Source organism: Caballeronia sp. ATUFL_F2_KS9A, from assembly GCF_023630765.1.
In the GTDB taxonomy this organism is placed as follows: domain Bacteria; phylum Pseudomonadota; class Gammaproteobacteria; order Burkholderiales; family Burkholderiaceae; genus Caballeronia; species Caballeronia zhejiangensis.
This window is the reverse complement of sequence record NZ_JALQEK010000006.1, coordinates 42,218-65,593: the sequence shown is the minus strand read 5'-3', so window position 1 is coordinate 65,593 and position 23,376 is coordinate 42,218. Positions and strand designations below refer to the sequence as shown.

Here is a 23,376-nt window from a genome sequence, read left to right as displayed (position 1 = left end):
CACGGATGATGCCAAGCATGAAAGGGCCGCGGACGGTCGCGGCCTTGACGATCTTCGCCGCGCTTGCCGCGTGCAATTCGCCGATGCCGGCGGGCCAGACCGGCGTGCAGGCACAGAACGCACGCGAGCCAGCGGGCGCCGACGCGCACGGCGCGCAAGCCGCGATCAAGGAACTCGCCCTGCCGCCGCAGAAGCCGCTCACGCCGAATCCGGAATACGCGAAGTTTCCGCGCTACGTCGGCACGCTCGGCGACAAGCAGATCGAGATGAAACTCGGCGCGAAAACCGACGAGCCCTCCGGCGTGCACGGCGAGTACCGGTTCGCCGGCAGCCCGAACGTAATTCTCGTCGCGGGCGACCGCGACGGCGACACGCTCGAAATCGAGGAATCGAACGACGGCACGCACATCACGGGCAACTGGGTCGGCAAGTTCGCGGCGGACGGCAGCGTGTCCGGCGAGCGCATGAACCCGGACGATTCGAACCCGCAGCCGTTCGATCTGCGGCCCGCCGCTGCCGGCAAGACCTTGCCCGCGACGGGCACCGCGAAGGCGCCGCCCGCGCCGTCGCTGGAACCTGCGCCGCCCGCGCCGCCCAAGAATGCCGTGGGCGGCACGAGCAACGTCATCATCGGCGAATGATTCGCTCTGTCTTCACCCCGCCGGGCGTTCCGGCGGCGGTCTCTTTTCATTCCGTATTGCAAAGCCATGACTGATTCCAGCAGCAAGGACCGCGATCTGCAGACCCGCATCGTTCAGCCTGAAGACCGCATCACGCCCGGCTTCGAGTCGTTCTCGGTGCCGGTCGCGCGCGCATCGACGGTCGTGTTTCCCGATCTCGCCTCGATGCGCTCGCTCGTCTGGAGCGACGATTCGAAGTGGCGCTACGGCCTGCACGGCACGCCGACGACCATCGCGCTCGCGCAGCGTCTCGCCGCGATCGAGGGCGGCGAATTCGCGCTGCTGCAGCCGTCGGGGCTCGCCGCGATCTCCAACATCTACTTCGGTCTCGTGAAAGCGGGCGATCACGTTCTCGTGCCCGACAACGCCTACGGTCCGAATCGCGATCACGCCGACTGGCTCGCCGCCGATTTCGGGCTGGAAGTGACCTATTACGATCCGATGACCGGCGCGGGCATCGCCGATTCGATCCGTCCGAACACGAAGCTGATCTGGCTCGAAGCGCCCGGCTCGGTGACGATGGAAGTGCAGGACGTGCCGGCGATCGTCGCCGTCGCGCGCGCGAAGGGCATCGTCACGGCGATCGACAACACGTTTTCCGCGGGCCTCGCGTTCAAGCCGTTCGAGCATGGCGTCGACATTTCCGTGCAGGCGTTGACGAAATATCAGTCGGGCGGCAGCGACATCCTGATGGGCGCGACCATCACGCGCGATGAGGAACTGCACAAGAAGCTCAAACGCGCGCGGATGCGTATGGGCATCGGCGTGTCGGCGGACGATGCGTCGCTCGTGCTGCGCAGCCTGCCGTCGATGAAAGTGCGCTACGAAGCGCACGACCGCACCGCGTACGCGCTCGCTCAGTGGCTCAAGACGCGGCCCGAAGTGAAGGCGGTGCTGCATCCGGCGCTGGAGGATTGTCCCGGCCACGCGTTCTTTGCGCGCGACTTCAAGGGCGGTGCGGGCGGGCTGTTTTCGATCGTCTTCGATGGCCGCTACACGAGCGCGCAAGTCGATGCGTTCGTCGAAGCGCTCGATCTGTTCTCGATCGGCTGGAGCTGGGGCGGCGCGCACAGCCTCGCGATGCCGTACAACATCCGCTCGATGCGCACCGCGTCGCAATGGCCGCACGAAGGCGTGCTGGTGCGTTTCTACGTCGGTCTCGAAGCGGAAGCGGATTTGCGCGCGGATCTCGAAGCCGCGCTCGCCAAGGCGTTCGCCTGAATGAAAACGGCGCCCCGAAGGCGCCGTTTTCACATCGATCAGAAGAGCCGCAACAAGCCGTCGAGTCCGACGAAGTTGAACGCGAGACTCGCCGATTGCCGCACGACCGGCTTCGCGCGGAACGCGACCGATAATCCGGCTTCCGCCATCATCTTCAGGTCGTTCGAGCCGTCGCCCATTGCGATCGCGCGTTTCGGATCGATGCCGATCTGCGCGCACGTTTCGATGAGCGTGCGCGCCTTCACATCCGCGTTCACGATCTCGCCGACGACCTTGCCGGTCAGCTTCCCATCGACGATTTCGAGCGTATTCGCGCGCGTGTAATCGAGGCCGAGCCGCGCCTTCAGACGCTCGGTGAAGAACGTGAAGCCGCCCGACACGAGCAGCGTTTTCAGGCCCGCCGCGCGCGCGCCTTCGAGCATGCGTTCCGCGCCCGGCGACAGTTGCAGGCGCTCTTCGTAGACGCGTTCCAACGCGCTTGCATCGAGACCTTTGAGGAGCGCGACGCGCCGCGTGAGGCTCTCGTTGAAGTCCTTGATCTCGCCGCGCATCGACGCTTCGGTGATTGCCGCGACTTCGGCTTTCAGCCCGCAAAAATCCGCGATTTCGTCGATGCACTCGATCGTGATGAGCGTCGAATCCATGTCCATCGCGACGAGGCCGAAATCGGCGAGCTTCGCGTTCGCTTCGATAAAGGCGTAATCGAGCGCATGGGTGCCGCAATAAGCGTCGATGTCGGGGCGCTGCAGCGGATCGGCGTCGATGAGACGCAGAAGGGTGTCGTCGACGCGCTGCGTCTCTTTGGCGCGTGCGAGCGCCGCGAGCGGCCGCAGATGCGAATCGGAAATGGCGCTGGGACTTTGAATGACGAGGTTCATCAAAAAGAGCAGGAAAGGGCGGCGAAACCGCCATTGTAAAGAACCTTCAGCGCTGCACGCGCGCCGGATCGACATCCCAGTAAGGCGGCTCGCCGAACTGTACTGCGAGGAAGTCGATGAACGCGAGCGTCTTCGGCGGCACGAACGCGCGGCTCGGATACACCGCCCAGATCGCGACGGTCTGCGCGAGCGGGTAATCGTCGAGCACGGTGACGAGTTCGCCGCTCGCGAGCAAGGGCGCGACGCTCCACGTCGATTTGAGGCCGATGCCGATGCCCGCCGCGAGCGCATCCCGGATCACTTCGCCGTTGTCCGTCACGATGCGCCCGGACACGCGCACGTCGATGACGCCCGTCGGCGTGACGAAGCTCCAGTCGCGCTGATCGGCGAGGATCACGCATTCGTGATCGACGAGATCGGCGGGATGGCGCGGCGTGCCGTGTTCGGCGAGATACGCGGGCGATGCGCACAGCACGCGCCGGTTGCTCGCGAGCTTTTTCGCGACGAGCGTCGAATCCTTCAGCGCGCCGATGCGGATCGCGAGGTCGATGCCTTCATCGACGAGATCGACGATCTGATCGGTCATGCGCAAATCGACGGTCACGCCGGGAAACTGGCGCAGAAACGCCGGAATCAGCGGCGAGATGTGCTGGCGGCCGAGCGAAGACGGCATCGTCACGCGCAGCCGGCCATGCGGATGCGCCCGCGCGCGCCCGACCGATGCGCGCGCGGCTTCGGCGGCGTCGAGCAGTTCGCGCGCGCGCGCCGCGAAAATCTCGCCTTCCTGCGTGACGGAGACCCGCCGCGTCGTGCGATGCAGAAGCCGCGTGCCGAGCATGCGCTCCAGCCCGGCGATGCGCGCGCTCGCCACCGCCGGCGACAAGCCGAATTCCCGCGCCGCCGCCGACAGATTCGCCAGCGCCGCCGCGCGCACAAAAAGGCCGACGTCGAGCAGATCGAGCCGCTCGCGCGTCGTGTCTTCCGTTACAGGATCGCTCGCCATTCGATGGATTTCCCGAAAAATGTTTCAGCGATTATGACGGTTTTCGAAAGACCGATCGCACTTTAAGATCGAATCCAGTCCACTCACGACGGAGCAAAAAATGAAAGCCATCGGTTTGACCCGCTATCTCCCGATTTCCAATCCCGAATCGCTCGTCGATATCGAACTCGACAAGCCCACGCCGACCGGCCGCGATCTGCTCGTGAAAATCGAAGCGATCGCCGTCAATCCCGTCGACACGAAAGTGCGCGCGCCGAAAGACAAGGTCGAGGCGACGCCGCGCGTGCTCGGCTGGGACGCGGCGGGCGTCGTGGAAGCGGTCGGCCCGGACGTGACGCTCTTCAAGGCCGGCGATCCGGTCTACTACGCGGGCGACATTACGCGTCAAGGCGCGAACAGCGAGTTTCATCTGATCGACGAGCGCATTGTCGGCGCGAAGCCGAAATCGCTCGATTTCACCCACGCCGCCGCGCTGCCGCTCACGACGATCACCGCGTGGGAAGCGCTCTTCGAGCGGCTCGGCGTGTCGGCGGAAGGCAAGGACGCGGGCAAGTCGGTGCTGATTATCGGCGGCGCGGGCGGCGTCGGCTCGATCGGCATTCAGCTGGCGAAGCGCGTCGCGAAATTGCAGGTGATCGCCACTGCCTCGCGGCCCGAATCGGCGAAATGGGCCGAAGACCTCGGCGCGGATCACATCGTCAATCACTTCGACGACATTCCGAAGCAGATGAAGGCAATCGGCTTTCCCGAAGTCGATTACGTGCTGATCTTCAACGACACCGACAAGCATTTTCCCGCGGCCGCCGACGTCATCAAGCCGCAAGGCGGCATCGCGTCGATCGTCGAGAACGCGCAGCCCGTTCCCGTCGAATTGCTGAAAGCGAAGAGCGCGGCGTTTCACTGGGAGTTCATGTTCACGCGCGCGATGTTCAAGACGCCCGACATGATCGAGCAGCACAAGCTGCTGTCCGAAGTGGCGCGGCTGATCGACGCAGGCACCATCCGCACGACGCTCGGGAAGAATCTCGGCGCGATCAACGCGGCGAATCTGCGCGAGGCGCATCGCCTTCTGGAAGAAGGGCGCACGGTCGGCAAGCTCGTGCTGACCGGCTTCTGACGAATGTGTTGACGAACATCATCGACGTTGCTGCTCACGCGGGTTTTCCACTAGGATGAGCCAGCGGGCGGGGCGCTAGACTGGATCGGCCCTACAGCTTGCCGGCGCTTCGCGGCGCCGGTCTTTCCTTCCAAGCGCTCGATACGGAGGTGGCGGCATGAATCGTCGTTTGATCGTTCGTCGCATCGTTTCCGTCGCCGCGCTCGCGCTGTTCGCAGCGACCGCCCACGCGACGCCAGGCATCAAGGTTCTCTCCGAAGCGCCCAATGACGGCCCCATCAAGTACACGGTGAAGATGGCGTCGAAGAATTTCGGCAATGAGCAGGAAACGCGCACCATCCGCTCGGGCCAGACCGACGACTTCACCTGGCAGGGCACCGCGCCGAGCGGCGCGCAGGCCGTACCGGACGGGTGCCCGCAGGCGGCGTCGGTGCCCAAAAGCGCCGACGGGCAGGCGGTGCGGCAAGTGCAGATCCGCTTCGCGCCGGTCGTCGCGGACAACGGCGCGGCGAACGTGCAGATCAGCTTTCGCGCGTACGCGCCGAAGGGCACGAGCAAGGTGACCGTGGGCGGCAAGAGCCTGCAATGTCCCGTCGATAATCGCTTCAGCCAGATCGTGCGCTTCTCGATGCCGACTTCTACCGGCTCCAAGAAAACCGTCACGCTCGATGACGGCACGCAGTTGACCGTCACCGCGAGCCGCAAGTAACTCGATGGACGCGCCAGCCTTCCCGGCGCGTTTTTTCGATGCCGCATACGCAACTAACTGTCTTGTTTTCCGAACCGCGCAAACTTGTCGCGCAAACTCATCCTCAGTAAAGCTTACAGATGAACGGTCGCACGCAAGCGCGGGCGACCCGGCGCGCCGTGCGTCCGCACGCCCGCGCCGCTTGGCACGCTTTGTGCGATTCTTGTCGATGCCGCGCTGAAAACGGCGCGCAGAAACGCTTGGGCGCATGTTCCCGAGCGTATCCATCGATTCGATCCGACAGCGAAGGTGCCGCAATGCCGCACATGATCTGGAAAGGCGCGATCAGCTTCGGGCTGGTCCACGTGCCCGTGCAACTCTATCCGGCGACGCAGTCGGAGAAGGTCGGCTTCAACCTGCTCGACAAGCGCTCGATGGACCCGATCGGCTACAAGCAGATCAACAAGAACACGGGCAAGGAAGTCACGCGCGACAACATCGTGCGCGGCTTCGAATACGAGAAGGGCAAGTACGTCGTGATGACCGACGCCGAAATCCGCGCGGCCAATCCCGAATCGACGCAGACGGTCGATATTCTCGCCTTCGTCGATGCGCCCGAGATCTCGTTCCTCTCGCTCGATACGCCGTACTACCTCGCGCCCGATCGCAAAGGCGAAAAGGTCTACGCGCTGCTTCGCGATGCGCTGAAGGATACGGGCAAGGTCGGCATCGCGAGCGTCGTGCTGCACAACAAGCAGCATCTGGCGGCGCTGATTCCGGTCGGCCCCGCGCTCGCGCTCAACACGCTGCGCTGGGGCGACGAAGTGCGCGACTTCAGCCAGTTCAAGTTCCCGGACGAAGACACGAAAAAGGCCGGCGTCACGCCGAAGGAACTCGAAATGGCCAAGCGTCTCATCGACGACATGAGCGACACCTGGGACCCGACGAAGTATCACGACACCTTCAAGGACGACATCATGGCGCTCGTCGACAGGAAGGTGAAGGAAGGCAAGGTTGCCGAGGTGATGAAGATTGACGAAGGTGGCGAGGAAAAGGCATCCGCCGACATCCTCGACTTGTCCGAACTGCTCAAGCGCAGCCTGAAGAAAGGCGGCGCGGCGAAACGCGGCGGCAAGGCCGCGCAATCCGAGGACGATTCGGGCGACGAAAGCGGCGAGGAAACCGCGCGTCCGGCACGCAAGACGACGCGCCGCAAACGCGCATAAGCGCACGACCCAACGACGATGGCTGAGAAACTCGAAACCTATCAACGGATGCGGCGTTTCGACAAGACGCCGGAGCCGTCCGGCGCCACGAAGCGCGGCGCGCGCGCGAAAAAGGCCACGCAAAGCGCGCTGTCCTTCGTGATTCAGGAACACGACGCGCGCCGCTTGCATTACGACTTCCGTCTCGAACTCGATGGCACGCTCAAATCATGGGCGGTGCCGAAAGGGCCGAGTCTCGATCCGTCGGTGAAGCGGCTGGCGGTGCACGTCGAAGATCATCCGCTCGATTACGGCTCGTTCGAAGGCGAGATTCCCGAAGGCAACTACGGCGCGGGCAGCGTCATCGTGTGGGATCGCGGGACCTGGGCGCCGCAATCGGGCAGCGTCGAGGACGCGGCGCGCGAGTATGCAAAGGGCAAGCTCAAGTTCACGCTCGACGGCGAAAAGCTGCACGGCGGCTGGACGCTCGTGAAAAGCCACATGCGCGGCAGCGGCGACAAGGAGCAATGGCTGCTCATCAAGGAGCGTGACGACGAAGCGCGTCCCGAAGCCGAGTACGACATCTTGCTGGAGAAACCCGGCAGCGTGCTGTCCGATTCGCTCGGCGCACGCGACGAAACCGGTGCGCTGCGCGAGCGCAACGAACGCAAGGCGGGCGCGAAGAAAGCGCCGGCGCGCAAGACCTCGGCGAAAGCAGCGAAGGCGGGGAATGGTCACGCGCATCCGGATATCGTCGCGAATCGCAACGCCGAGTCGTTGCGCACGTTGTCGCACGAACCGGCGATCGAAGGCGCGCAAAAGGCGAAGCTGCCCGCGACGCTCAAGCCGCAACTCGCCACGCTCGTCGATGCCGCGCCGCCCGGAGATGATTGGGGATACGAAATAAAGTTCGATGGCTATCGCGTGCTCGCGCGCATCGAAACGGTGAAGGGCAAGCGCGAAGTTCGCATCTATACGCGCAACGGCAACGACTGGACCGCGAAGTTCTCGAAGCAGGTGAAGGCGCTCGACAAGCTCGATATCGAAAGTGGCTGGCTGGACGGCGAAGCCGTGGTGCTCGACGAGCGCGGCTTGCCCGACTTCCAGGCGCTGCAGAACGCATTCGACGTGGGGCGCCCGCAAGACATCGTCGTCTATTTCTTCGACGTGCCGTATCTGAACGGCTACGACTTGCGCAACGTGCCGCTCGTGCAACGCCGCGCGATCCTGAAGGCGGTCATCGAGCCGCTCGACGATCCGGTGCTGCGCTTCTCGCAAGACTTCGCCTTTCACGCCGACGACCTGCTCAAGAGCGCTTGCGACATGGCGCTGGAAGGCATCATCGGCAAGCGGATCGACAGCACCTATGTCTCGGGGCGCAGTGCGTCGTGGATCAAGCTCAAGTGCAGACGCCGCCAGGAATTCGTGATCGGCGGCTATTCGGAGCCCTCTGGCAGCCGCGGGCAGTTCGGCGCGCTGCTGCTCGGCGTCTACGATACGGACGGCAAGTTGCAGTACGCAGGGCGCGTCGGCAGCGGCTTCGATCACGCGACGCTCGTCGCGGTGAAGAAGGAACTCGACAAGCGCGAGACTCAACGCATGCCCTTTGCAAGCGAGCCGCAGGAACGCAGCCGCACGCCCGTGCATTGGGTGAAGCCCGAGCTCGTGGCCGAATGCAATTTCGCGGAATGGACCAAGGAGCGCATCGTGCGACAAGCATCGTTCGTCAGTTTGCGGGACGATAAACCCGCTCGTCAGATCGTGAAGGAAGAGCCCGTGGCCGCGAAGAAAGTCGCGGCAAAGAAAATCGCGGCGAAGAAGACGACGGCCGCGAAAAAGGCCAAGGCGAGTCCGGCTGAAATCGAAGGCGTGAAGATCAGCCATCCGGATCGCGTGATCGACAAATCGACGGGGCTGACCAAGCTCGACGTCGTCGAGTATTACGCGTCGGTCGCCGACTGGATGCTGCCGCATCTGAAGGATCGGCCGGTGTCGCTCGTGCGCGCGCCGGAAGACATCGGCGGCGAGCTGTTCTTTCAGAAGCACAGCGCGAAGCTCGCGATTCCGCATATCACGCAGCATCCCGATATCGATCCGGGACATCCGCCGCTGCTCACGATCGAATCGTCGCAGGCGCTCGTCGGCACCGCGCAGATGGGCACGATCGAGCTGCATACGTGGAACGCGGTGGCGTCGAACATCGAGAAGCCGGATCGCATGATCTTCGATCTCGATCCGGGCGAAGGCGTCGGCTGGGAACGCATGATCGAGGCCGCGAAGCTCACGAAGGATCTGCTCGTCGAGCTCGGTCTCACGTCGTTCTGCAAGACGAGCGGCGGCAAGGGCTTTCATGTGGTCGTGCCGCTTGCGAAGCAGGCGAGCTGGGACGACATGAAGGATTTCTCGCAGGCCGTCGCGCAGCATATGGCGAGCACGCTGCCCAAGCTCTTCTCCGCGAAAATGGGCATGCAGAATCGCAAGGGCAAGATCTTCATCGACTATCTGCGCAACAACCGCGGCTCCAGCACGGTCGCCGCATTCTCGCTGCGCGCGCGGCCGGGGCTCGGCGCATCGATGCCGCTTGCCTGGGACGAACTCGATTCCGTCACGAGCGGCGACCAATGGCATATCGGCAACGTGCGCGAGCGGCTCGATGCGCTGAAGAGCGATCCGTGGGCGGGCTATGACAAGGCGCGTCAGCGGCTCACGGCGGAGATGAAGAAGCGGCTTGGCATGAACGCATCGCGCAAGTGAGCGTTCACAAGGAGACGAACATGAAGCAGGCGAGCGCGGGCCCGGAGAGCGTGCCCGAACGCGGACGCGAAATGGCGAGCAAGGATCGCGAGAAGCAGGCGCGCGACGATGCGTCGAACGCGCCGCTGCCTCACGAGGCGGATCAGAACGTCGAATCGCAACGCGAACATGGCGCGCGCGATGTTGGCAAGCAGGCGCACGAGGACCTCGAACACGGTCTCGTCGACACGGACCGGCGCGGCGGCGGCGACTATCAGCGCGACACGCAGCGCGACGAACATGCGAATGCGAACAGCGGCGAAGGGCAGTCGAAGGAGCGCTGAACCGAACGGTGAAAAGCCTTCGCGGATGGCAGCGCGCGGGCCGCTTGCGTAGAATGATTCGTTGATCGGGAGCGGGCTTGAACGCAACGTTCGCCGCGTTTTTTCTACCGATGCGCGTATTTCAACAAGCGCGCAAACCGGTAAGCCCTTCCGATGCTTGCATCCCATGACCGCTTTGCGGACTGAAGCCAACACAACGGAACATGCCACTCGACCTTCTGTCCCGTCTGAAGAACGAAACCGCTGCGTGCCACGCGCGGCTGGAGAATGCGCTCGACCTGATGCGGGACGACCTTCAGCGCGACGAATACATCGCGCTGCTCGAACGATTCTATGGTTACGTCGCGCCGTGGGAAGACGCGGCGGCCGCGTGCCTGCCGTCGTCGCTCGCGGACTTTTTCGATGCGCGCCGCAAGGCGTCGCTCCTCGCCGCCGATCTCGCCGCGCTGACGGGTGAAACGCCGTCCGCCGGATCGCTGCCGCAAGCCGGCGCGCGCGATGACCTGCCGCGTATGGACAACATCGGCGATGCCATCGGCTCAATGTACGTGATGGAAGGCAGCACGCTCGGCGGCCGCTTCATCGCGCCGCATGTGGCCGCGCGTCTCGATCTCGCGCCGGGCATCGGCAACGCGTATTTCGACGGCTACGGCCCGCGCACGGGCAGCATGTGGAACGCGTTTCGCGAGACCGCGGCGGCAAGCGTGCCCGAACGCCTTCACGACGATGCGGTGAAAGCCGCCATCGCGACGTTCGAAAGTCTGCAAGCGTGGCTGTGTCCTGAAGCAATCGGCATCGAGTATTCGCAGCCCGCGCCGGGAGCGGGTTCATGAGCGAGTCCGCGAGCGAGCCGCCCATCGGGGCGAGGGCCGTGCGCGAAGCATCGCAAGGACCGCCCGATGCCGAAGCGCGCCGGCGCACGCTCAGCTCGGGCGTCGCCAGCCAGGACTGCGATGCCGAGCCGATCCACATTCCCGGCGGCATCCAGCCGCATGGATTTCTGCTCGTGCTGTCCGACGATCTGCACATCCTGCAGGTCAGCGAGAACCTCGTCTCGCTGACGAACGCGGGTGTCGACGAACTGCTCGGCGCTCCGCTCGATGTCGTGCTCGGCGCGGCGGGCGCGCAGCGCATCGGGCAGGCGGCCGCCACGTCCGCGCTCGACGACGCGCCGCTTTACATCGGCCCGATCGATCTCGCGCCGTCGTCGTCCGATAAGGCGTTGCGCCTCGATGTGACGATACATCGTCATGACGGCACGCTCATCGTCGAGATGGAGACCGCCGCCGCGACGGGCGATGCGTTCGCGTCGATGTATCCGCTCGTCCGCACGTTCGCGCGCGGGCTGCAGGAGGGCGGCAGCGTGCAGGCGCTCGCGGAGCTCGCCGTGCGCGAAGTGCGGGCGATCACGGGCTTCGGCCGCGTGATGCTCTATAGCTTCGACGAGGAAGGCCGCAGCCACGTGCTCGCGGAGGACCGCGACGCGAGTTATCCGTCGTTCCTGCATCAGTTCTTCCCGGCGTCGGACATTCCGCGTCAGGCGCGCGCGCTGTATCTGAAGAACCGTATCCGCCTCGTCGCCGATGTCGACTACACGCCCGCGCGCCTCGTGCCGAGCGTGAATCCCGTCACCGGCCGCCCCACCGATCTCACGTTTGCGACGCTGCGCAGCTTCTCGCCCGTGCATCTGGAGTACATGCGCAACATGGGCACGCATGCGTCGATGTCCGTGTCGATCGTCGTGCGGGGACAGTTGTGGGGACTCATCTCGTGTCACGATCACAGCGCGCGCATCGTGCCGTTCAATACGCGCGTCGCGGTCGAGCATCTCGGGCACATGCTGTCCTTGCAGATCGAAGCGAAGGAAGAGCGCGCCGAGGGCGAATATCTGAGCGCGCTGCGCCGCACGATGAGCCGCCTGATTTCGGCGATGGGCGAGCACGAGAACTTCGTCGCCGGCTTGCGCGCCGTGCCGGGCGACGTACTGAGTTTCGCGCGTTCCGCGGGCGCGGCGATCGTCTTCGACGATCAGGTCACGCTGCTCGGCGCGACGCCCGACGAGGACACCGTGCGCGCGCTCACGCACTGGCTCGCGGAAAACACCTCCGGCGTGTGGGCGACGGATTCGCTCGCGCGCGAATGGCCGCCCGCCAAGGCGCACGCAGACAAGGCGTGCGGCGTGCTCGCGGTGCCGGTCTCGCAGATCTTCCGCAACTATTTGCTTTGGTTCCGTCCCGAACTGATGCAGACGATCGAATGGGCGGGCGAGCCGGTCAAGATCGAAAGCGCGGATGGCTCGAGCGCGCCGCGCACGAGCTTTTCGCCGTGGCTCGAAACGGTGCGCGGCCATTCGGCGCTGTGGCGTCAGAGCGAGCTCGAAATCGCCGCCGAACTGCGCGGCGCGCTGCTGAACATCGTGCTGCGCCGCGCGGAAGAGCGCGCGGAACTCGCGACCGAACTCACGCGCGCGAACAAGGAGCTGGAGGCGTTCTCGTATTCGGTATCGCATGATCTGCGCGCGCCGTTGCGCCATATCGCCGGATATGGCGATCTTCTGCGCGAGCAGGAAGGCGAGCGCATGTCGGACAAGAGCCGGCGGTTTCTCAACAACATGCTGGAATCTGCGCGTTTCGCGGGCACGCTCGTCGACGACCTGCTGACGTTCTCGCAGATGGGCCGCGCCGCGCTCCGGCCCGCGCCGGTCGATCTCGGCCTGCTCGTGAAGTCGGTCGTGCAGGAAGTCGAGGTGGAAGGCTCCGGAAGAAGCATCGAATGGGTGATCGGCGATCTGCCGCGCGTGACCGGCGACGCCGCTTTCCTTCAGCTTGCGGTGCGCAACCTGATATCGAACGCGGTGAAATATACGCGGACGCGGGAATCGGCGAAAATCGAGATATTCGCGACCCGAAGCGGCGACGAATACGTGATCGGCGTGCGCGACAACGGCGTCGGCTTCGACATGAAGTACGGCGCGAAGCTGTTCGGGGTGTTCCAGCGCCTACATCGCGCGGAAGAGTTCGAGGGCACGGGCATCGGGCTCGCCAACGTGCGGCGCATCATCGAGCGTCATGACGGGCGCACGTGGGCCGAAGGGCGGCTGGGAGAGGGCGCGGTATTCTATTTCTCGCTGCCCGTGACATTCCGCAACGCGAACGGGACGCAAGGCGCGCCAAATACAAAGTCAAGAAAAAACCATGCTTAAACCGATATTGCTCGTCGAAGACAATCCGAACGATCTCGAGCTCACGCTCGTCGCGCTCGACAAGAGTCAGCTCGCCAACGAGGTGATCGTGGCGCGCGACGGTCAGGAAGCCATCGACTATCTCACGTCCGAAGGCGAGTGGAAGGAGCGCGCGCCCGGCAATCCGGCGGTGATCCTGCTCGACCTGAAGCTGCCGAAGATCGACGGCCTCGAAGTGCTCGACATGATCCGCTCGAACGCATCGCTGAAGAGCGTGCCGGTGGTCATGCTCACGTCGTCGCGCGAGGAGCAGGATCTCATCCGCAGCTATGAACTCGGCGTCAACGCATATGTGGTGAAGCCGGTGGAATTCGCCGAATTCGTCGAGGCGATCAGCGATCTCGGCGTGTTCTGGGCCGTGCTCAACGAGCCGCCGCCGGGCTCGACGCGCTTTCGCCGCCCGCCGCCCGCGCAATGACCGCTGCGCCCATGAGCACGAATCCGTCCCGGCCGGTGCGCCCGCAAGCGTCCTTTCAAGAGGACGCCTAGATCATGCAGCCTCTGCATCTGCTTCTCGTCGAAGACAACGCACTCGATGCGGAGCTGACGATCGCCCAGCTCGAACGCGCGGACTATGCGGTCGAGGCGTCGATCGTGTACGACTCCGCGGCGTTCATCGCCGAGCTGGAGAAAAAGCGCTTCGACGTGATCCTCGCCGACTTCGTGATGCCGACCTTCTCGGGCATCGAGGCGCTCACGATCGCGAGCGAGCGTTCCCCGGACACGCCGTTCATCTTCGTGTCGGGCTTGCTCGGCGAAGAGCATGCCGTCGATATGCTCAAGCGCGGCGCAACCGATTACGTGCTGAAACAGCGCCTGCAGCGGCTGCCCGCCGTCGTGCGCCGCGCGATGCGCGAGAGCGCCGAGCGCGCGCAACGCATCGCCGTCGAGCGGGCGTTGCGCGAAACGGAGACGCATTTCCGCCTGCTCATCGATGCGCTGAAGGATTACGCGGTCATCACGCTCGATCCCGAAGGCCGCATCCGCACATGGAACGCGGCGTCGGAGCGCATTCTGGGCTTTCCCGCGCAGGACGTGCTCGGCCAGTCCGCGAACATCTTCTATGCGCAGGAAGATCGCGAGGGCGGCGTGTTCGACGCCGAGCTGGAAACCGCGCGGCGCGAAGGCAGCGCGAGCGACGACCGCTGGCTCTGGCGCAAGGATGGCCATTCGTTTTTCGCCTCGGGCGTGACGACGGCGATCCGCAGCGAGCACGACGAACTGATCGGCTTTTCGAAGATCGTGCGCGACGCGACCGACGCCCACATGGCCGCCGACGCGCTGCGGCTCGCAAAGGATCAGGCGGAATCGGCGAATCGCGCGAAGGACCATTTTCTGGCGGTGCTCTCGCATGAACTGCGCACGCCGCTCACGCCGATTCTCGCCGCCGTGCGCCTGCTCGAAATGAAGCACTCGCTGCCGCGCGAGGCGCATCCGACGCTCGATCTCATCCGCCGCAATGTCGAGCTGGAAGCGCGCCTCATCGACGATCTGCTCGATCTCACGAGCATCGCGCGCGGCAAGCTGTCGCTGAATTTCGCGAGCGTCGCGCTCGATACCTTGCTGACGAGCGCGCTCGACATGTCCGAAGCCGATCTGCGCGCGAAGAGCCTCACGCTCGAAACGCATTTCGACGCGGGCCGGTTCGTCGTGCTCGGCGACGCGGCGCGCCTTCAGCAGATCATCTGGAATCTGATGAAGAACGCGGTGAAGTTCACGCCGGCGGGCGGGCGCATCGACGTGCGGACCTGGAATCCGGATCCGTCGACGATCGCCGTTTCCGTGACGGACAGCGGCATCGGCATCAGCGCGGAGGCGTTGCCGCGCATTTTCTCGGCGTTCGAACAGGCCGACGATTCCATCACGCGCTCGTTCGGCGGCCTCGGGCTCGGTCTCGCGATCGCGAGCACGCTCGCGCAGAAGCACGGCGGCACGCTTTCGGCCTACAGCGAAGGCCGCGACGCGGGCGCGCGCTTCACGCTGACGCTGCCGCTCGCGAAACTGCAACCCGCGCGCGAGGACGAGCCGCTCATCGAAGCCGCGAGCCGGGAACAGGGACGCGCGCTCAAGGTACTGCTCGTGGAGGACAACGAGCAGACGTCGTCGGCGATGGCCGAAGTGCTCGAAATGCTCGGCCACGAAGTGTCGGTTGCCGTAACGGTCGCTCAGGCGCTCGAACGCGCGAAGAGCGGGCCGTTCGATCTGCTCGTCAGCGATATCGGCCTGCCGGACGGCAGCGGACTCGATATCGCGCGCGCGTGGCAGAACCTGCAGCCCGACAAGCCGTCGGTGGCGATCACGGGCTACGGCATGGACGAGGACATCCGCCGTTGCCGCGAAGCCGGTTTTCGCGATCATCTGACCAAGCCGGTCAATTTCTCGCGGCTCGAAGCGCTGATTCAATCGCTCGCGGAACAGCATTCGAAATAAGCTATCGGCGCGCGCCGGTCGAAGAAATTTGACAGGCGTCTGCGGGCTTGTGTCGATTCGCGCGCGGCCCGTTCGTCGTAGGCTATGAGACCGCGCCAAACCCGGCGCGCTCACTCACTACACGGAGCCGACATGTCCCAATCCGCCGTCAAGCCGATTCCCGAAGGCATGCGTTCGCTGACCCCGCATCTCGTGTGCGCGGGCGCCGCAGAAGCGATCGAGTTCTACAAGCGCGCGTTCAACGCCATCGAGCTGGGCCGCATGCCCGGGCCCGACGGCAAGCTCATGCACGCGATGGTCAAAATCGGCGATTCCATGCTGATGCTCGTCGATGAGTTCCCGCAATTCGGCTCGGTCGGTCCGAAGGCGTTGAACGGATCGCCGGTCACGATTCACCTGTATGTCGAAGACGCCGACGCCACCGTGAAGCAGGCCGAAAGCGCCGGCGCGAAAGTCACGATGCCCGTCGCCGACATGTTCTGGGGCGACCGCTACGGGCGTCTCGAAGACCCGTTCGGTCATCAATGGTCGGTCGCGACGCATACGCGTGACATGACGCCGGAAGAAATGAAGCAGGCGATGGCGCAGCAGCCTTGCGGTCAATGAACGAAACCACGCACGCTAGTGAGAACGGAGCAACGCACATGCACAAGATTTCGCCCTGTCTGTGGTTCCAAGGCGGCAACGCCGAAGAGGCAGCGAACTTTTATGTCAGCACGTTCAGGAACGCGCGCATCAAGGACATCATGCGCAGCACCGAGTCGGGCCCGAAGCCGGTCGGCAGCGTCATCGCCGTGATGTTCGAGCTCGAAGGCGAAGACTTCCTCGCGCTGAACGGCAATCCGGAGTTCGCGTTCACGCCGGCCGTTTCTATGTTCATCAAGTGCGAGTCGCAGGAAGAAGTCGACCATTACTGGGACAAGCTGATGGACGGCGGCCGTTCGCTGGCCTGCGGCTGGCTCACGGACCGCTTCGGCGTGACGTGGCAAGTTGCGCCGACGCGTCTGCTCGGCATGTTGCAGGACCCGGACCCGGTGAAAGCCGACCGCACCATGAAAGCGATGCAAGGGATGATCAAGCTCGATCTCCCGGCGCTCGAGCGGGCGTACAACGGCGAGTGAGCTACGCGGCGCGTTTGCGGGCTTTTCGTTCGACGAGCTTCGACGCCATGAACCGATGGTCCCGCGAAAACAGCCGCCGATACGTCAGCACGACGGCCCCGACCACGCCGAGCCCCGAGCCCGCCGCAATCAGAAACATGATGACGATCTGATACCGCACCGCCTGCAATGGCGACTGCCCGGCGAGCACCTGGCCGGTCATCATGCCGGGAAGGCTGACGAGACCGACCACGGCCATCTGATTCAACGTCGGAATCATGCCCGCGCGCACGGCCTGGCGCGCGGGTCTCTGCGCCGCTTCCCAGCGCGAGGCGCCGAGTGCGAGCGACATCTCGACCGCCGCGCGTCCCGAAGTCAGTTCTTCCGTCATGCGCTCGATGCCGAGCGACACGCCCGTCAGGCAATTGCCGAGGATCATCCCGAGGATCGGAATCGCGTATTGCGGCTCATACCACGGATGAATCCGGATCACGACGAACAGCCCGAACGCGCCGATCAGCCACGAACTGCCCCAAATCGACAGGATGCTGTCCGCGCGCTGTCCGCGATAAGTGCGCCGTCCGCGATCGGAGGCGGCGAATCCGGCGATGACCGTCATCAGCGCCATCAGCGGCAGCACGACATACCAGCGATTGAACGCGAACACCCAGCCGAGCACGTATCCAATCAGCAGCAATTGCACGACGGTGCGGATCGCGGCGACGAAGAGCTTGCGTTCGAGACCGAGGTCGAGCGCAACCGACAGCGCGCCATTGACGACGATCAGCGCCGCCGCCAGGCCGATATCGAAGAGACTGAGGTTCTGATAGCCGCTCATCGCTTGTCCTCGCCGAGTACGCCCGCGTTCATCGTCAGATGACGCGTGGCGACGCGCCGCGCCTGATCCGGATCGTGCGATACCCAGATGCACGCGCGCGCTTCATCGGCGTCGAACCACGCGGCCACGAGCGCTTCGATCGAGCGTGCCGACGCCGGATCGAGCGATGCGGTCGGTTCGTCGAGCAGCAGCACGTCGGGCGCGAGTTGCAGCACGCGCACGAGCGCGGCGATCTGCGCCTCGCCGCCGGACAGATCGCTTGCGAACTTGTCGAGGAAGTCCGCGTTGCGTCCGGCCGCCTGCGCGAGCCGCATCGCGATATCGCGATCGAAATGCGCGTCGCGATAAGCCTTCAGCGAAAACGGATAGCGCAAATTGTCTTCGACGGTGCCGTCGAGCATCGCGGGCCGTTGCGCGATATACGCGACGCGCCGCCTGTAAGCCGGAATCTGCGCACGCGCGATGCGCTCGCCGCGCCACGTAACGAAACCGGCATCGCACGCATCGAGCAGCGCGAGCGTGCGCAGAAACACGCTCTTGCCCGAGCCCGACGGTCCGGTGATCGCGGCGCGCTGGCTTTTGTCGAGTGCGAAATCCGTGGCATGCAGCAGCACCGTGCCGCGCGCGGCGTCCCGGCGCATCACGCCATGCGTGGCGACCAGTTCGGTCGATGTCGCGTCCTGCATCGTGGGTGTGTGTGTCGTTCTTTGGATGAGCATCTTACGGACATTCGGCATTCAGCGGACGCATAAGCCGCGGGCACACGATGTGCTGCCGCAATCATAATCAGCAAAAAAGGATGGAGCCGTCATGGCGCAGGCCCGAACGACCGGAAAAAAAATCGGAAGGATCGTCGCATGGATTTTTGCCGTTCTGGCGGTTCTGATCGCAATACTGGTGGTCATTTTTCTGACGTTCGACTGGAACCGGCTGCGGCCCTGGGTGGACGACAAGGTATCGGAAGCAATCGGCCGCCGCTTCGAAATCACCGGCGATCTGAAAGTCGGCTGGCAGCGTCCGCCAAACGAGACGGGCTGGAAACGCTGGGTGCCGTGGCCGCGCTTCTCCGCTGAAAAAATCACGATCGCGAATCCGGACTGGGCGCGCCAGCAGCACTTCGCCACGCTCGATGAAATCGACTTCCAGGTCGAAGTGCTGCCGCTGCTCGCGCACGACATCGTGATTCCGACGATCAATCTCGTGAATCCGTCGATCGATGTCGAGCGGCTCAAGGACAATCGCAATAACTGGACGTTCAAGTTCAAGCAATCGACCGAGCCGTCGACCTGGAATCTCAAGCTCGGCGATATTTCACTCGCGAAGGGCACCGTCGATATCCACGATGAAGTCACGAAGGCCGAGATGCAGGTCGTCATCGATACGCTCGGCCAGGCCGTGCCGATCGGCGAGGTGATGAAGCAGCAGGAAGCGGCGTCGGCGAAGTCGTCGGCGGAAATGGTCGGCAAGAGCGGCGCGGCGAAGCTCAACAAACAAGCGGATGCGGCCGCGGCCTCGGAAGCGTCGGCGGCGTCGGCTGCATCGGCGGCGGCTGCGGCGAACGCATCGGCGCCGAATCCGGCGAGCACGTCGGCCAATACCAGCATCACGACCAAGGAAGGCCCGAAACCGCCGATTCCGCCGTACGCATTCGGCTGGACCGTGAAGGGCACGTACAACAACGGCAAGGTTTCGGGCGAAGGCAAGCTCGGCGGCGTGCTCGCCGTGCAGGACGCGAAGCGCCCGTTCCCGGTTCAGGCGGACGTGCGCCTCGGCGACACGCATATCGCGTTCGTCGGCACCGTGACCGATCCGGCGCATCTGGCCGCGCTCGATCTGCGCCTGTGGGTTCAGGCGGTGAGCATGGCGCATCTGTATCCGTTCACGGGCGTGACCTTGCCCGAAACGCCGCCGTTCGCGACCGAAGGGCGTCTGACCGGCCAGTTCCGCGAGGACGGCAACGTGTTCCACTACGAGAACTTCACCGGGCGCGTCGGCGGCAGCGATATCAACGGTTCGCTCGTCTATGCGGGCAAGAAGCCGCGTCCGCTCCTGAAGGGCGAGCTCGTGTCGCATCTGCTGCAGTTCAAGGATCTCGCGCCGATCATCGGTGCCGATTCGAACGCGAGCAAGGCGAAGCGCGGCGAGACGGAGAAGCAGCCTTCGTCGAAGGCGCTGCCGACCGAAGAGTTCAAGACCGATCGCTGGAAGGCCATCGATGCCGACGTCAAGTTCACCGGCCAGCGCATCATCAAGGATCCTGATCTGCCGATCACCGATCTGTACACGCACGTCATCATGAACGACGGCGTGCTGTCGTTCGAGCCGCTCAAGTTCGGCGTGGCGGGCGGCTCGCTCGCATCGAACATTCATCTCGACGGCAGCGCCGCGCCGCTCAAGGGCCGCGTGTCCGCGCAGGCGCGGCATCTGAAGCTCAAGCAGCTGTTCCCGACCGTGAAGACGATGCAATCCGCGCTCGGCGAGGTCAACGGCGACGCCGCGCTTTCCGCGACCGGCAATTCACCCGCAGCGCTCGCGGCGACATCGAACGGCGAGGTGAAGGCGCTCATCACGGAAGGCACCGTGAGCCGTCTGTATATGGAAGCGGCGGGGCTGAACGTGGCGAACGTGGTCTACGAGAAGCTCTTCGGCAAGCGCGACGTGAACATCAACTGCGCGGCGGCGGATTTCGTCGTGACCGACGGCGTGCTCGATTCGCGCGTGTTCGCGCTCGATACCGACGATGCCGTCATCAATGTCGACGGCACGATCAATCTGAAGACCGAGGACATGGATCTCGGCATCCATCCGCACACGAAGGGCCTGCGCATTTTCTCCCTGCGCTCGCCGCTGTACGTGAAGGGCACGTTCAAGGATCCGCACGTCGGCGTGAGTCCGGTGCTCGCGCTGCGCGGCGCGGCCGCCGTGGGTCTCGGTCTCATCAATCCGTTCGCGGCGCTGATTCCGCTCATCGCGCCGAGCAACAACAAGCCGCTGCCTTGCCAGCAGATGCTCGCCGATATCGGCAAAGCGCCGACCGCGCCGCCCGCAGGGCAGAAGCAGAAGGCGAAGGCGGCGCCGGCGTACATGTCGTCGGATGCGGCGGCGACCGGCGTGGCCAAGTCCAAGGATAAGGACGCGAAGAAGCCGGCGGCGCCGGCGCCCGCCAGCGCCGCGCAGTACCGCGGCAGCTAAGTCGCCGCCGCGCGCTCAGAACGCGTAGCGCACGCCCGCGAAGATGCTGCGGCCTTCGCCCGGATAGAAGATCGCGGTCGACGACGCGGTGCGCGCATCCGCGATCGTGCTGATGTCGCTCACGTAGCGCTTGTTGGTCAGATTGCGCGCGTCGAGAAACACCGAGAGGCCGTTGCGAAAGTCCATCCCCGCCTGCACGCCGATGAGCGTATAGCCCGGCACGCGCAACGTGTTGGCGTCGTCGGCCCACGCGCCCGCCGGCACCCAGTCGACGGATGCGGAAATGTGAAAGCCGTTCGGCCGCGCATAGCCGAGCACGGCGCGCAACACGTTCACCGGCACGCCCGCGATGCGGTTGTTGCCGTACTGCGGATCGTCCTTGAAGCGGAAATCGCTCAGGTTCCACAAGCCCGACAGCGTGATCCTGTCGCCCGCGCCCGCGTGCGTGACGTCGCGCCACACATCGACCGATACGCCGGCTTCGATGCCCTGCAGCACCGTCTTGTTCGCATTGAACGTCGATGCCGGTATGTCGGGATTCGTCGTGTACTGAAGCAACTGGTCGCGCACGAGCGAGCGATACGCGGTGACGTCCCAGCTCACGCGATCGCGCGTGCCGCGCGTGCCGAGCTCGAGCGTCCACGCATGCTGCGACGTGAGCGGCGTGAATTGCGTCGTGCTCGAAAAGGTCTGCGTGAGATCGCCGAAATCCGGCACGTCCTGGCTGCGCGTAATGTCCACATACGCCTGGATGTCGCGATTCGGCTGCCACATCAATCCGAGCTTCGGATTCACGCCGCTGAAGGTCTCGCTAGCCGACTTGTAGTTCGGATCGGCCGCGAGCCCGCCGTGATCGACATACTTGCGCACGTCGCGCAACGCCTTGAAGCCGGCCATCAGCGCGACGGTCGGCAGGAAGAACAGACGGTCTTCGACGTACGCCTCGTAGTTGTAGGCGCTTTGCGTCGAATCGAGCGTTTGCGCGCCTTCGTTGCCCGACACGTTCACGTACTGCCGCGCCTGCGTGTTGCCGCCGAAGAAACGCGCGCCCGCGATGACATCGTTGCGCATCCCGCTCACGTTGAACGTCGCGGTATAGCGCGGCGCGATGCCGTAGGTCCAGCCGTCCTGATCGATGACCTGGAAGATCGGGTGATACAGACTCTTGTGGATTGCCCACGTGACGATATCGAGCTGGCCGACATCGAGCTTGACGGTCGTCTTGTTGGCGATGCGCTCGGTGCGCGTATCGCGCGCCTGATCGCCCGCCAGCGCGCTCGCGGATGCCTTCGTCGGATTGTTGAGCGCGTCGGAAAGCGAGAGCGTGCCGGGAAGCTGCTGATCGACGACATACGCGCCGAGATAGAAGCGCGTCTCCACATCCGGCGAGAATCGATAGCCGATATTCGCGTTGAACTGCTCGTACTGGCCGCGCTCGTGATCGCGATAACCGTCCGCATGATTCACCGAGAAAGTGCCGATGAAATCCAGCGGACCCATCACGCGCGAAAACTGCGCGCTGCCCCGGATCGTGCCGAAGCTGCCGCCTTCGAGCCGCACGATGTTCGGCGCATCGGCGGTGTAGGCGGAAGGCGTGACGAAATCGATCGCGCCGCCCATCATCGACGAGCCGTACGCGAGGCCGTTGCCGCCCTTGTAGACATCGACGGATTGCAGCGCGAGCGGGTCGATCTGATAGTAGTCGCCGCTGCCATCGGCGAGATTGGTCGGGATGCCGTCCTGCAGTATCTCCAGCCCGCGCGTGTGATAGCCGCGCGCGAGGCCCGAGCCGCGAATCGAGAGGCGCAACTCCTGGCCGTAGCGGTTCTGCACGAACACGCCGGGCACGTTCTTGAGGACGTCGCGCAACGTGAAGGCGTAGGTGTTCTGGTAATCGGCGCTATCGACGAAGCCGACCGAGCCGACCGTCGCGTCGAGCGTGCGCTTCTGATCGGCGACGTTTTGCGATGTCAGCGAATGTTGCGCCTGTCCTTGAACGATGACGGCGGGAAGCGTCGCGGGTTCGGCCTGCGCGAATGCGCGGGTCGCGGCGAGCGCGGTGAGGCCCGTCATGAGGGCGCGTTGTCGGGCGAGTCGCTTCATGGCAGCGTCCTCGCTTCTGCGTGTGCGGACGGCACGACGCCGCCCCTTGCTGAAAGTGAGCATGGTTCTTCTTCGAATTCGTGATGAATGAGCGCGGCGCGACGCGATGGACGCGCGGCGCCGTTCGATGCCGCGAAAGGCATCGATTCGTTAGAACGAAATCAGACGAGAACCGGAGGGGCGCGAGGCTGCGCAGTGGTGAAAGGAGGCGCGGGACGCTCGATGCGAATCCGCGCGACCGCGACGCTGCGGCGTGCAGGAACGTCGAGCGCTGCGGGGGCGCGTGCAGCGGAGATGGCGGGCGCGTGCGCGAAGAAGTGACAGTAGCCGCAAGCCTGGTCGTCGAGATGCGCGAGCGTGTCTGTCGAATGCGTCGAATGATGACCGCCCCAACGCTCGACTGTCGACGCATGCGCCGAACAGAGCTCGGCGGTGAGTTCGTCGGCATGCGCGCTGGCGGCGATCAGTTGCGAGACCATCGGCGCGAACGTGATCAGCAGCATTGCGAGCAATGCCAGCAGTGAACCCGTTCGTTGATGGAAGCGACTGCGCATGAGGACGAAGATTTGCAATCCCGAGTGGCGGGATTATGCCACCCGCTTA

Annotated in this window: 20 protein-coding genes; 14 read left to right on the top strand and 6 right to left on the bottom strand. The window is 64.5% G+C overall.

The features are described 5' to 3' along the window. The first annotated feature begins 17 nt into the window (after window positions 1-17). Both NCS67_RS06965 and NCS67_RS06960 read left to right on the top strand, forming a co-directional pair. Window positions 18-641 (top strand): hypothetical protein, encoded by a 624-nt coding sequence (locus tag NCS67_RS06965; protein WP_144403838.1) that lies wholly within the window; start codon window positions 18-20, stop codon window positions 639-641. Between the two features lie 66 nt (window positions 642-707). Next, the gene (locus NCS67_RS06960; protein ID WP_250434799.1) at window positions 708-1,901 is read left to right on the top strand and encodes a cystathionine beta-lyase; all 1,194 of its coding nucleotides are present in this window, start codon (window positions 708-710) and stop codon (window positions 1,899-1,901) included. Between the two features lie 38 nt (window positions 1,902-1,939). Here the strand turns inward: NCS67_RS06960 and serB are convergent, their stop codons facing one another. Then, a complete protein-coding gene (serB, locus tag NCS67_RS06955) occupies window positions 1,940-2,779 on the bottom strand; it encodes a phosphoserine phosphatase SerB (RefSeq protein ID WP_008349420.1) in 840 nt (279 codons plus the stop codon). Window positions 2,780-2,825: 46 nt separating this feature from the next. Continuing rightward, complete coding sequence (locus tag NCS67_RS06950; protein WP_034473407.1) at window positions 2,826-3,782, bottom strand: LysR family transcriptional regulator; 957 nt, start codon at window positions 3,780-3,782, stop codon at window positions 2,826-2,828. A gap of 100 nt (window positions 3,783-3,882) precedes the next feature. Between NCS67_RS06950 and NCS67_RS06945 the strand changes: the two genes are divergently transcribed. The 11 genes from NCS67_RS06945 to NCS67_RS06895 all read left to right on the top strand — a co-directional run bounded on the left by NCS67_RS06945 (window position 3,883) and on the right by NCS67_RS06895 (window position 16,661). Then, window positions 3,883-4,899, top strand: a complete 1,017-nt coding sequence (locus NCS67_RS06945) for a zinc-binding alcohol dehydrogenase family protein (protein ID WP_250434798.1) — start codon at window positions 3,883-3,885, stop codon at window positions 4,897-4,899. Between the two features lie 157 nt (window positions 4,900-5,056). Further along, window positions 5,057-5,608, top strand: coding sequence for a DUF6013 family protein (locus NCS67_RS06940; RefSeq protein ID WP_008349423.1), 552 nt, complete (start codon window positions 5,057-5,059; stop codon window positions 5,606-5,608). 296 nt (window positions 5,609-5,904) lie between these two features. Continuing rightward, the gene (gene ku / locus NCS67_RS06935; protein ID WP_250434796.1) at window positions 5,905-6,813 is read left to right on the top strand and encodes a non-homologous end joining protein Ku; all 909 of its coding nucleotides are present in this window, start codon (window positions 5,905-5,907) and stop codon (window positions 6,811-6,813) included. An 18-nt stretch (window positions 6,814-6,831) separates the two neighbouring features. Beyond that, window positions 6,832-9,546, top strand: coding sequence for a DNA ligase D (gene ligD, locus NCS67_RS06930; protein WP_250434795.1), 2,715 nt, complete (start codon window positions 6,832-6,834; stop codon window positions 9,544-9,546). Between the two features lie 20 nt (window positions 9,547-9,566). Then, window positions 9,567-9,869, top strand: coding sequence for a hypothetical protein (locus NCS67_RS06925; RefSeq protein ID WP_008349427.1), 303 nt, complete (start codon window positions 9,567-9,569; stop codon window positions 9,867-9,869). Between the two features lie 203 nt (window positions 9,870-10,072). After that, window positions 10,073-10,702, top strand: a complete 630-nt coding sequence (locus NCS67_RS06920; protein WP_008349429.1) for a biliverdin-producing heme oxygenase — start codon at window positions 10,073-10,075, stop codon at window positions 10,700-10,702. Next, the gene (locus NCS67_RS06915) at window positions 10,699-13,071 is read left to right on the top strand and encodes an ATP-binding protein (protein WP_244807386.1); all 2,373 of its coding nucleotides are present in this window, start codon (window positions 10,699-10,701) and stop codon (window positions 13,069-13,071) included. The genes NCS67_RS06920 and NCS67_RS06915 overlap by 4 nt, the downstream gene beginning before the upstream one ends. Next, window positions 13,064-13,528 (top strand): response regulator, encoded by a 465-nt coding sequence (locus NCS67_RS06910; RefSeq protein ID WP_008349436.1) that lies wholly within the window; start codon window positions 13,064-13,066, stop codon window positions 13,526-13,528. The genes NCS67_RS06915 and NCS67_RS06910 overlap by 8 nt, the downstream gene beginning before the upstream one ends. Window positions 13,529-13,602: 74 nt before the next feature. Continuing rightward, the gene (locus tag NCS67_RS06905) at window positions 13,603-15,540 is read left to right on the top strand and encodes a hybrid sensor histidine kinase/response regulator (protein WP_008349438.1); all 1,938 of its coding nucleotides are present in this window, start codon (window positions 13,603-13,605) and stop codon (window positions 15,538-15,540) included. Window positions 15,541-15,672: 132 nt separating this feature from the next. Continuing rightward, window positions 15,673-16,146 carry a VOC family protein gene (locus NCS67_RS06900; RefSeq protein ID WP_008349441.1) on the top strand — a complete coding sequence of 158 codons (474 nt, stop codon included), beginning with the start codon at window positions 15,673-15,675 and terminating at the stop codon, window positions 16,144-16,146. Window positions 16,147-16,184: 38 nt separating this feature from the next. Beyond that, window positions 16,185-16,661 (top strand): VOC family protein, encoded by a 477-nt coding sequence (locus NCS67_RS06895; RefSeq protein ID WP_008349443.1) that lies wholly within the window; start codon window positions 16,185-16,187, stop codon window positions 16,659-16,661. Between the two features lies 1 nt (window position 16,662). Here NCS67_RS06895 and NCS67_RS06890 read toward each other — a convergent pair whose 3' ends face one another. Continuing rightward, on the bottom strand, window positions 16,663-17,478 hold the full coding sequence (locus NCS67_RS06890) for an ABC transporter permease (RefSeq protein WP_008349446.1): 816 nt from the start codon (window positions 17,476-17,478) through the stop codon (window positions 16,663-16,665). After that, on the bottom strand, window positions 17,475-18,164 hold the full coding sequence (locus tag NCS67_RS06885; protein WP_250434803.1) for an ABC transporter ATP-binding protein: 690 nt from the start codon (window positions 18,162-18,164) through the stop codon (window positions 17,475-17,477). The genes NCS67_RS06890 and NCS67_RS06885 overlap by 4 nt, the downstream gene beginning before the upstream one ends. A gap of 124 nt (window positions 18,165-18,288) precedes the next feature. Between NCS67_RS06885 and NCS67_RS06880 the strand changes: the two genes are divergently transcribed. Then, a complete protein-coding gene (locus NCS67_RS06880; protein WP_034473425.1) occupies window positions 18,289-20,670 on the top strand; it encodes an AsmA family protein in 2,382 nt (793 codons plus the stop codon). Between the two features lie 15 nt (window positions 20,671-20,685). Here NCS67_RS06880 and NCS67_RS06875 read toward each other — a convergent pair whose 3' ends face one another. Both NCS67_RS06875 and NCS67_RS06870 read right to left on the bottom strand, forming a co-directional pair. Continuing rightward, entirely contained in the window at window positions 20,686-22,773 is a 2,088-nt protein-coding gene (locus NCS67_RS06875) for a TonB-dependent receptor family protein (protein ID WP_033537159.1), read from the bottom strand. Window positions 22,774-22,934: 161 nt separating this feature from the next. Beyond that, complete coding sequence (locus NCS67_RS06870) at window positions 22,935-23,327, bottom strand: DUF2946 domain-containing protein (RefSeq protein WP_284504058.1); 393 nt, start codon at window positions 23,325-23,327, stop codon at window positions 22,935-22,937. Between the last annotated feature and the right edge of the window lie 49 nt (window positions 23,328-23,376).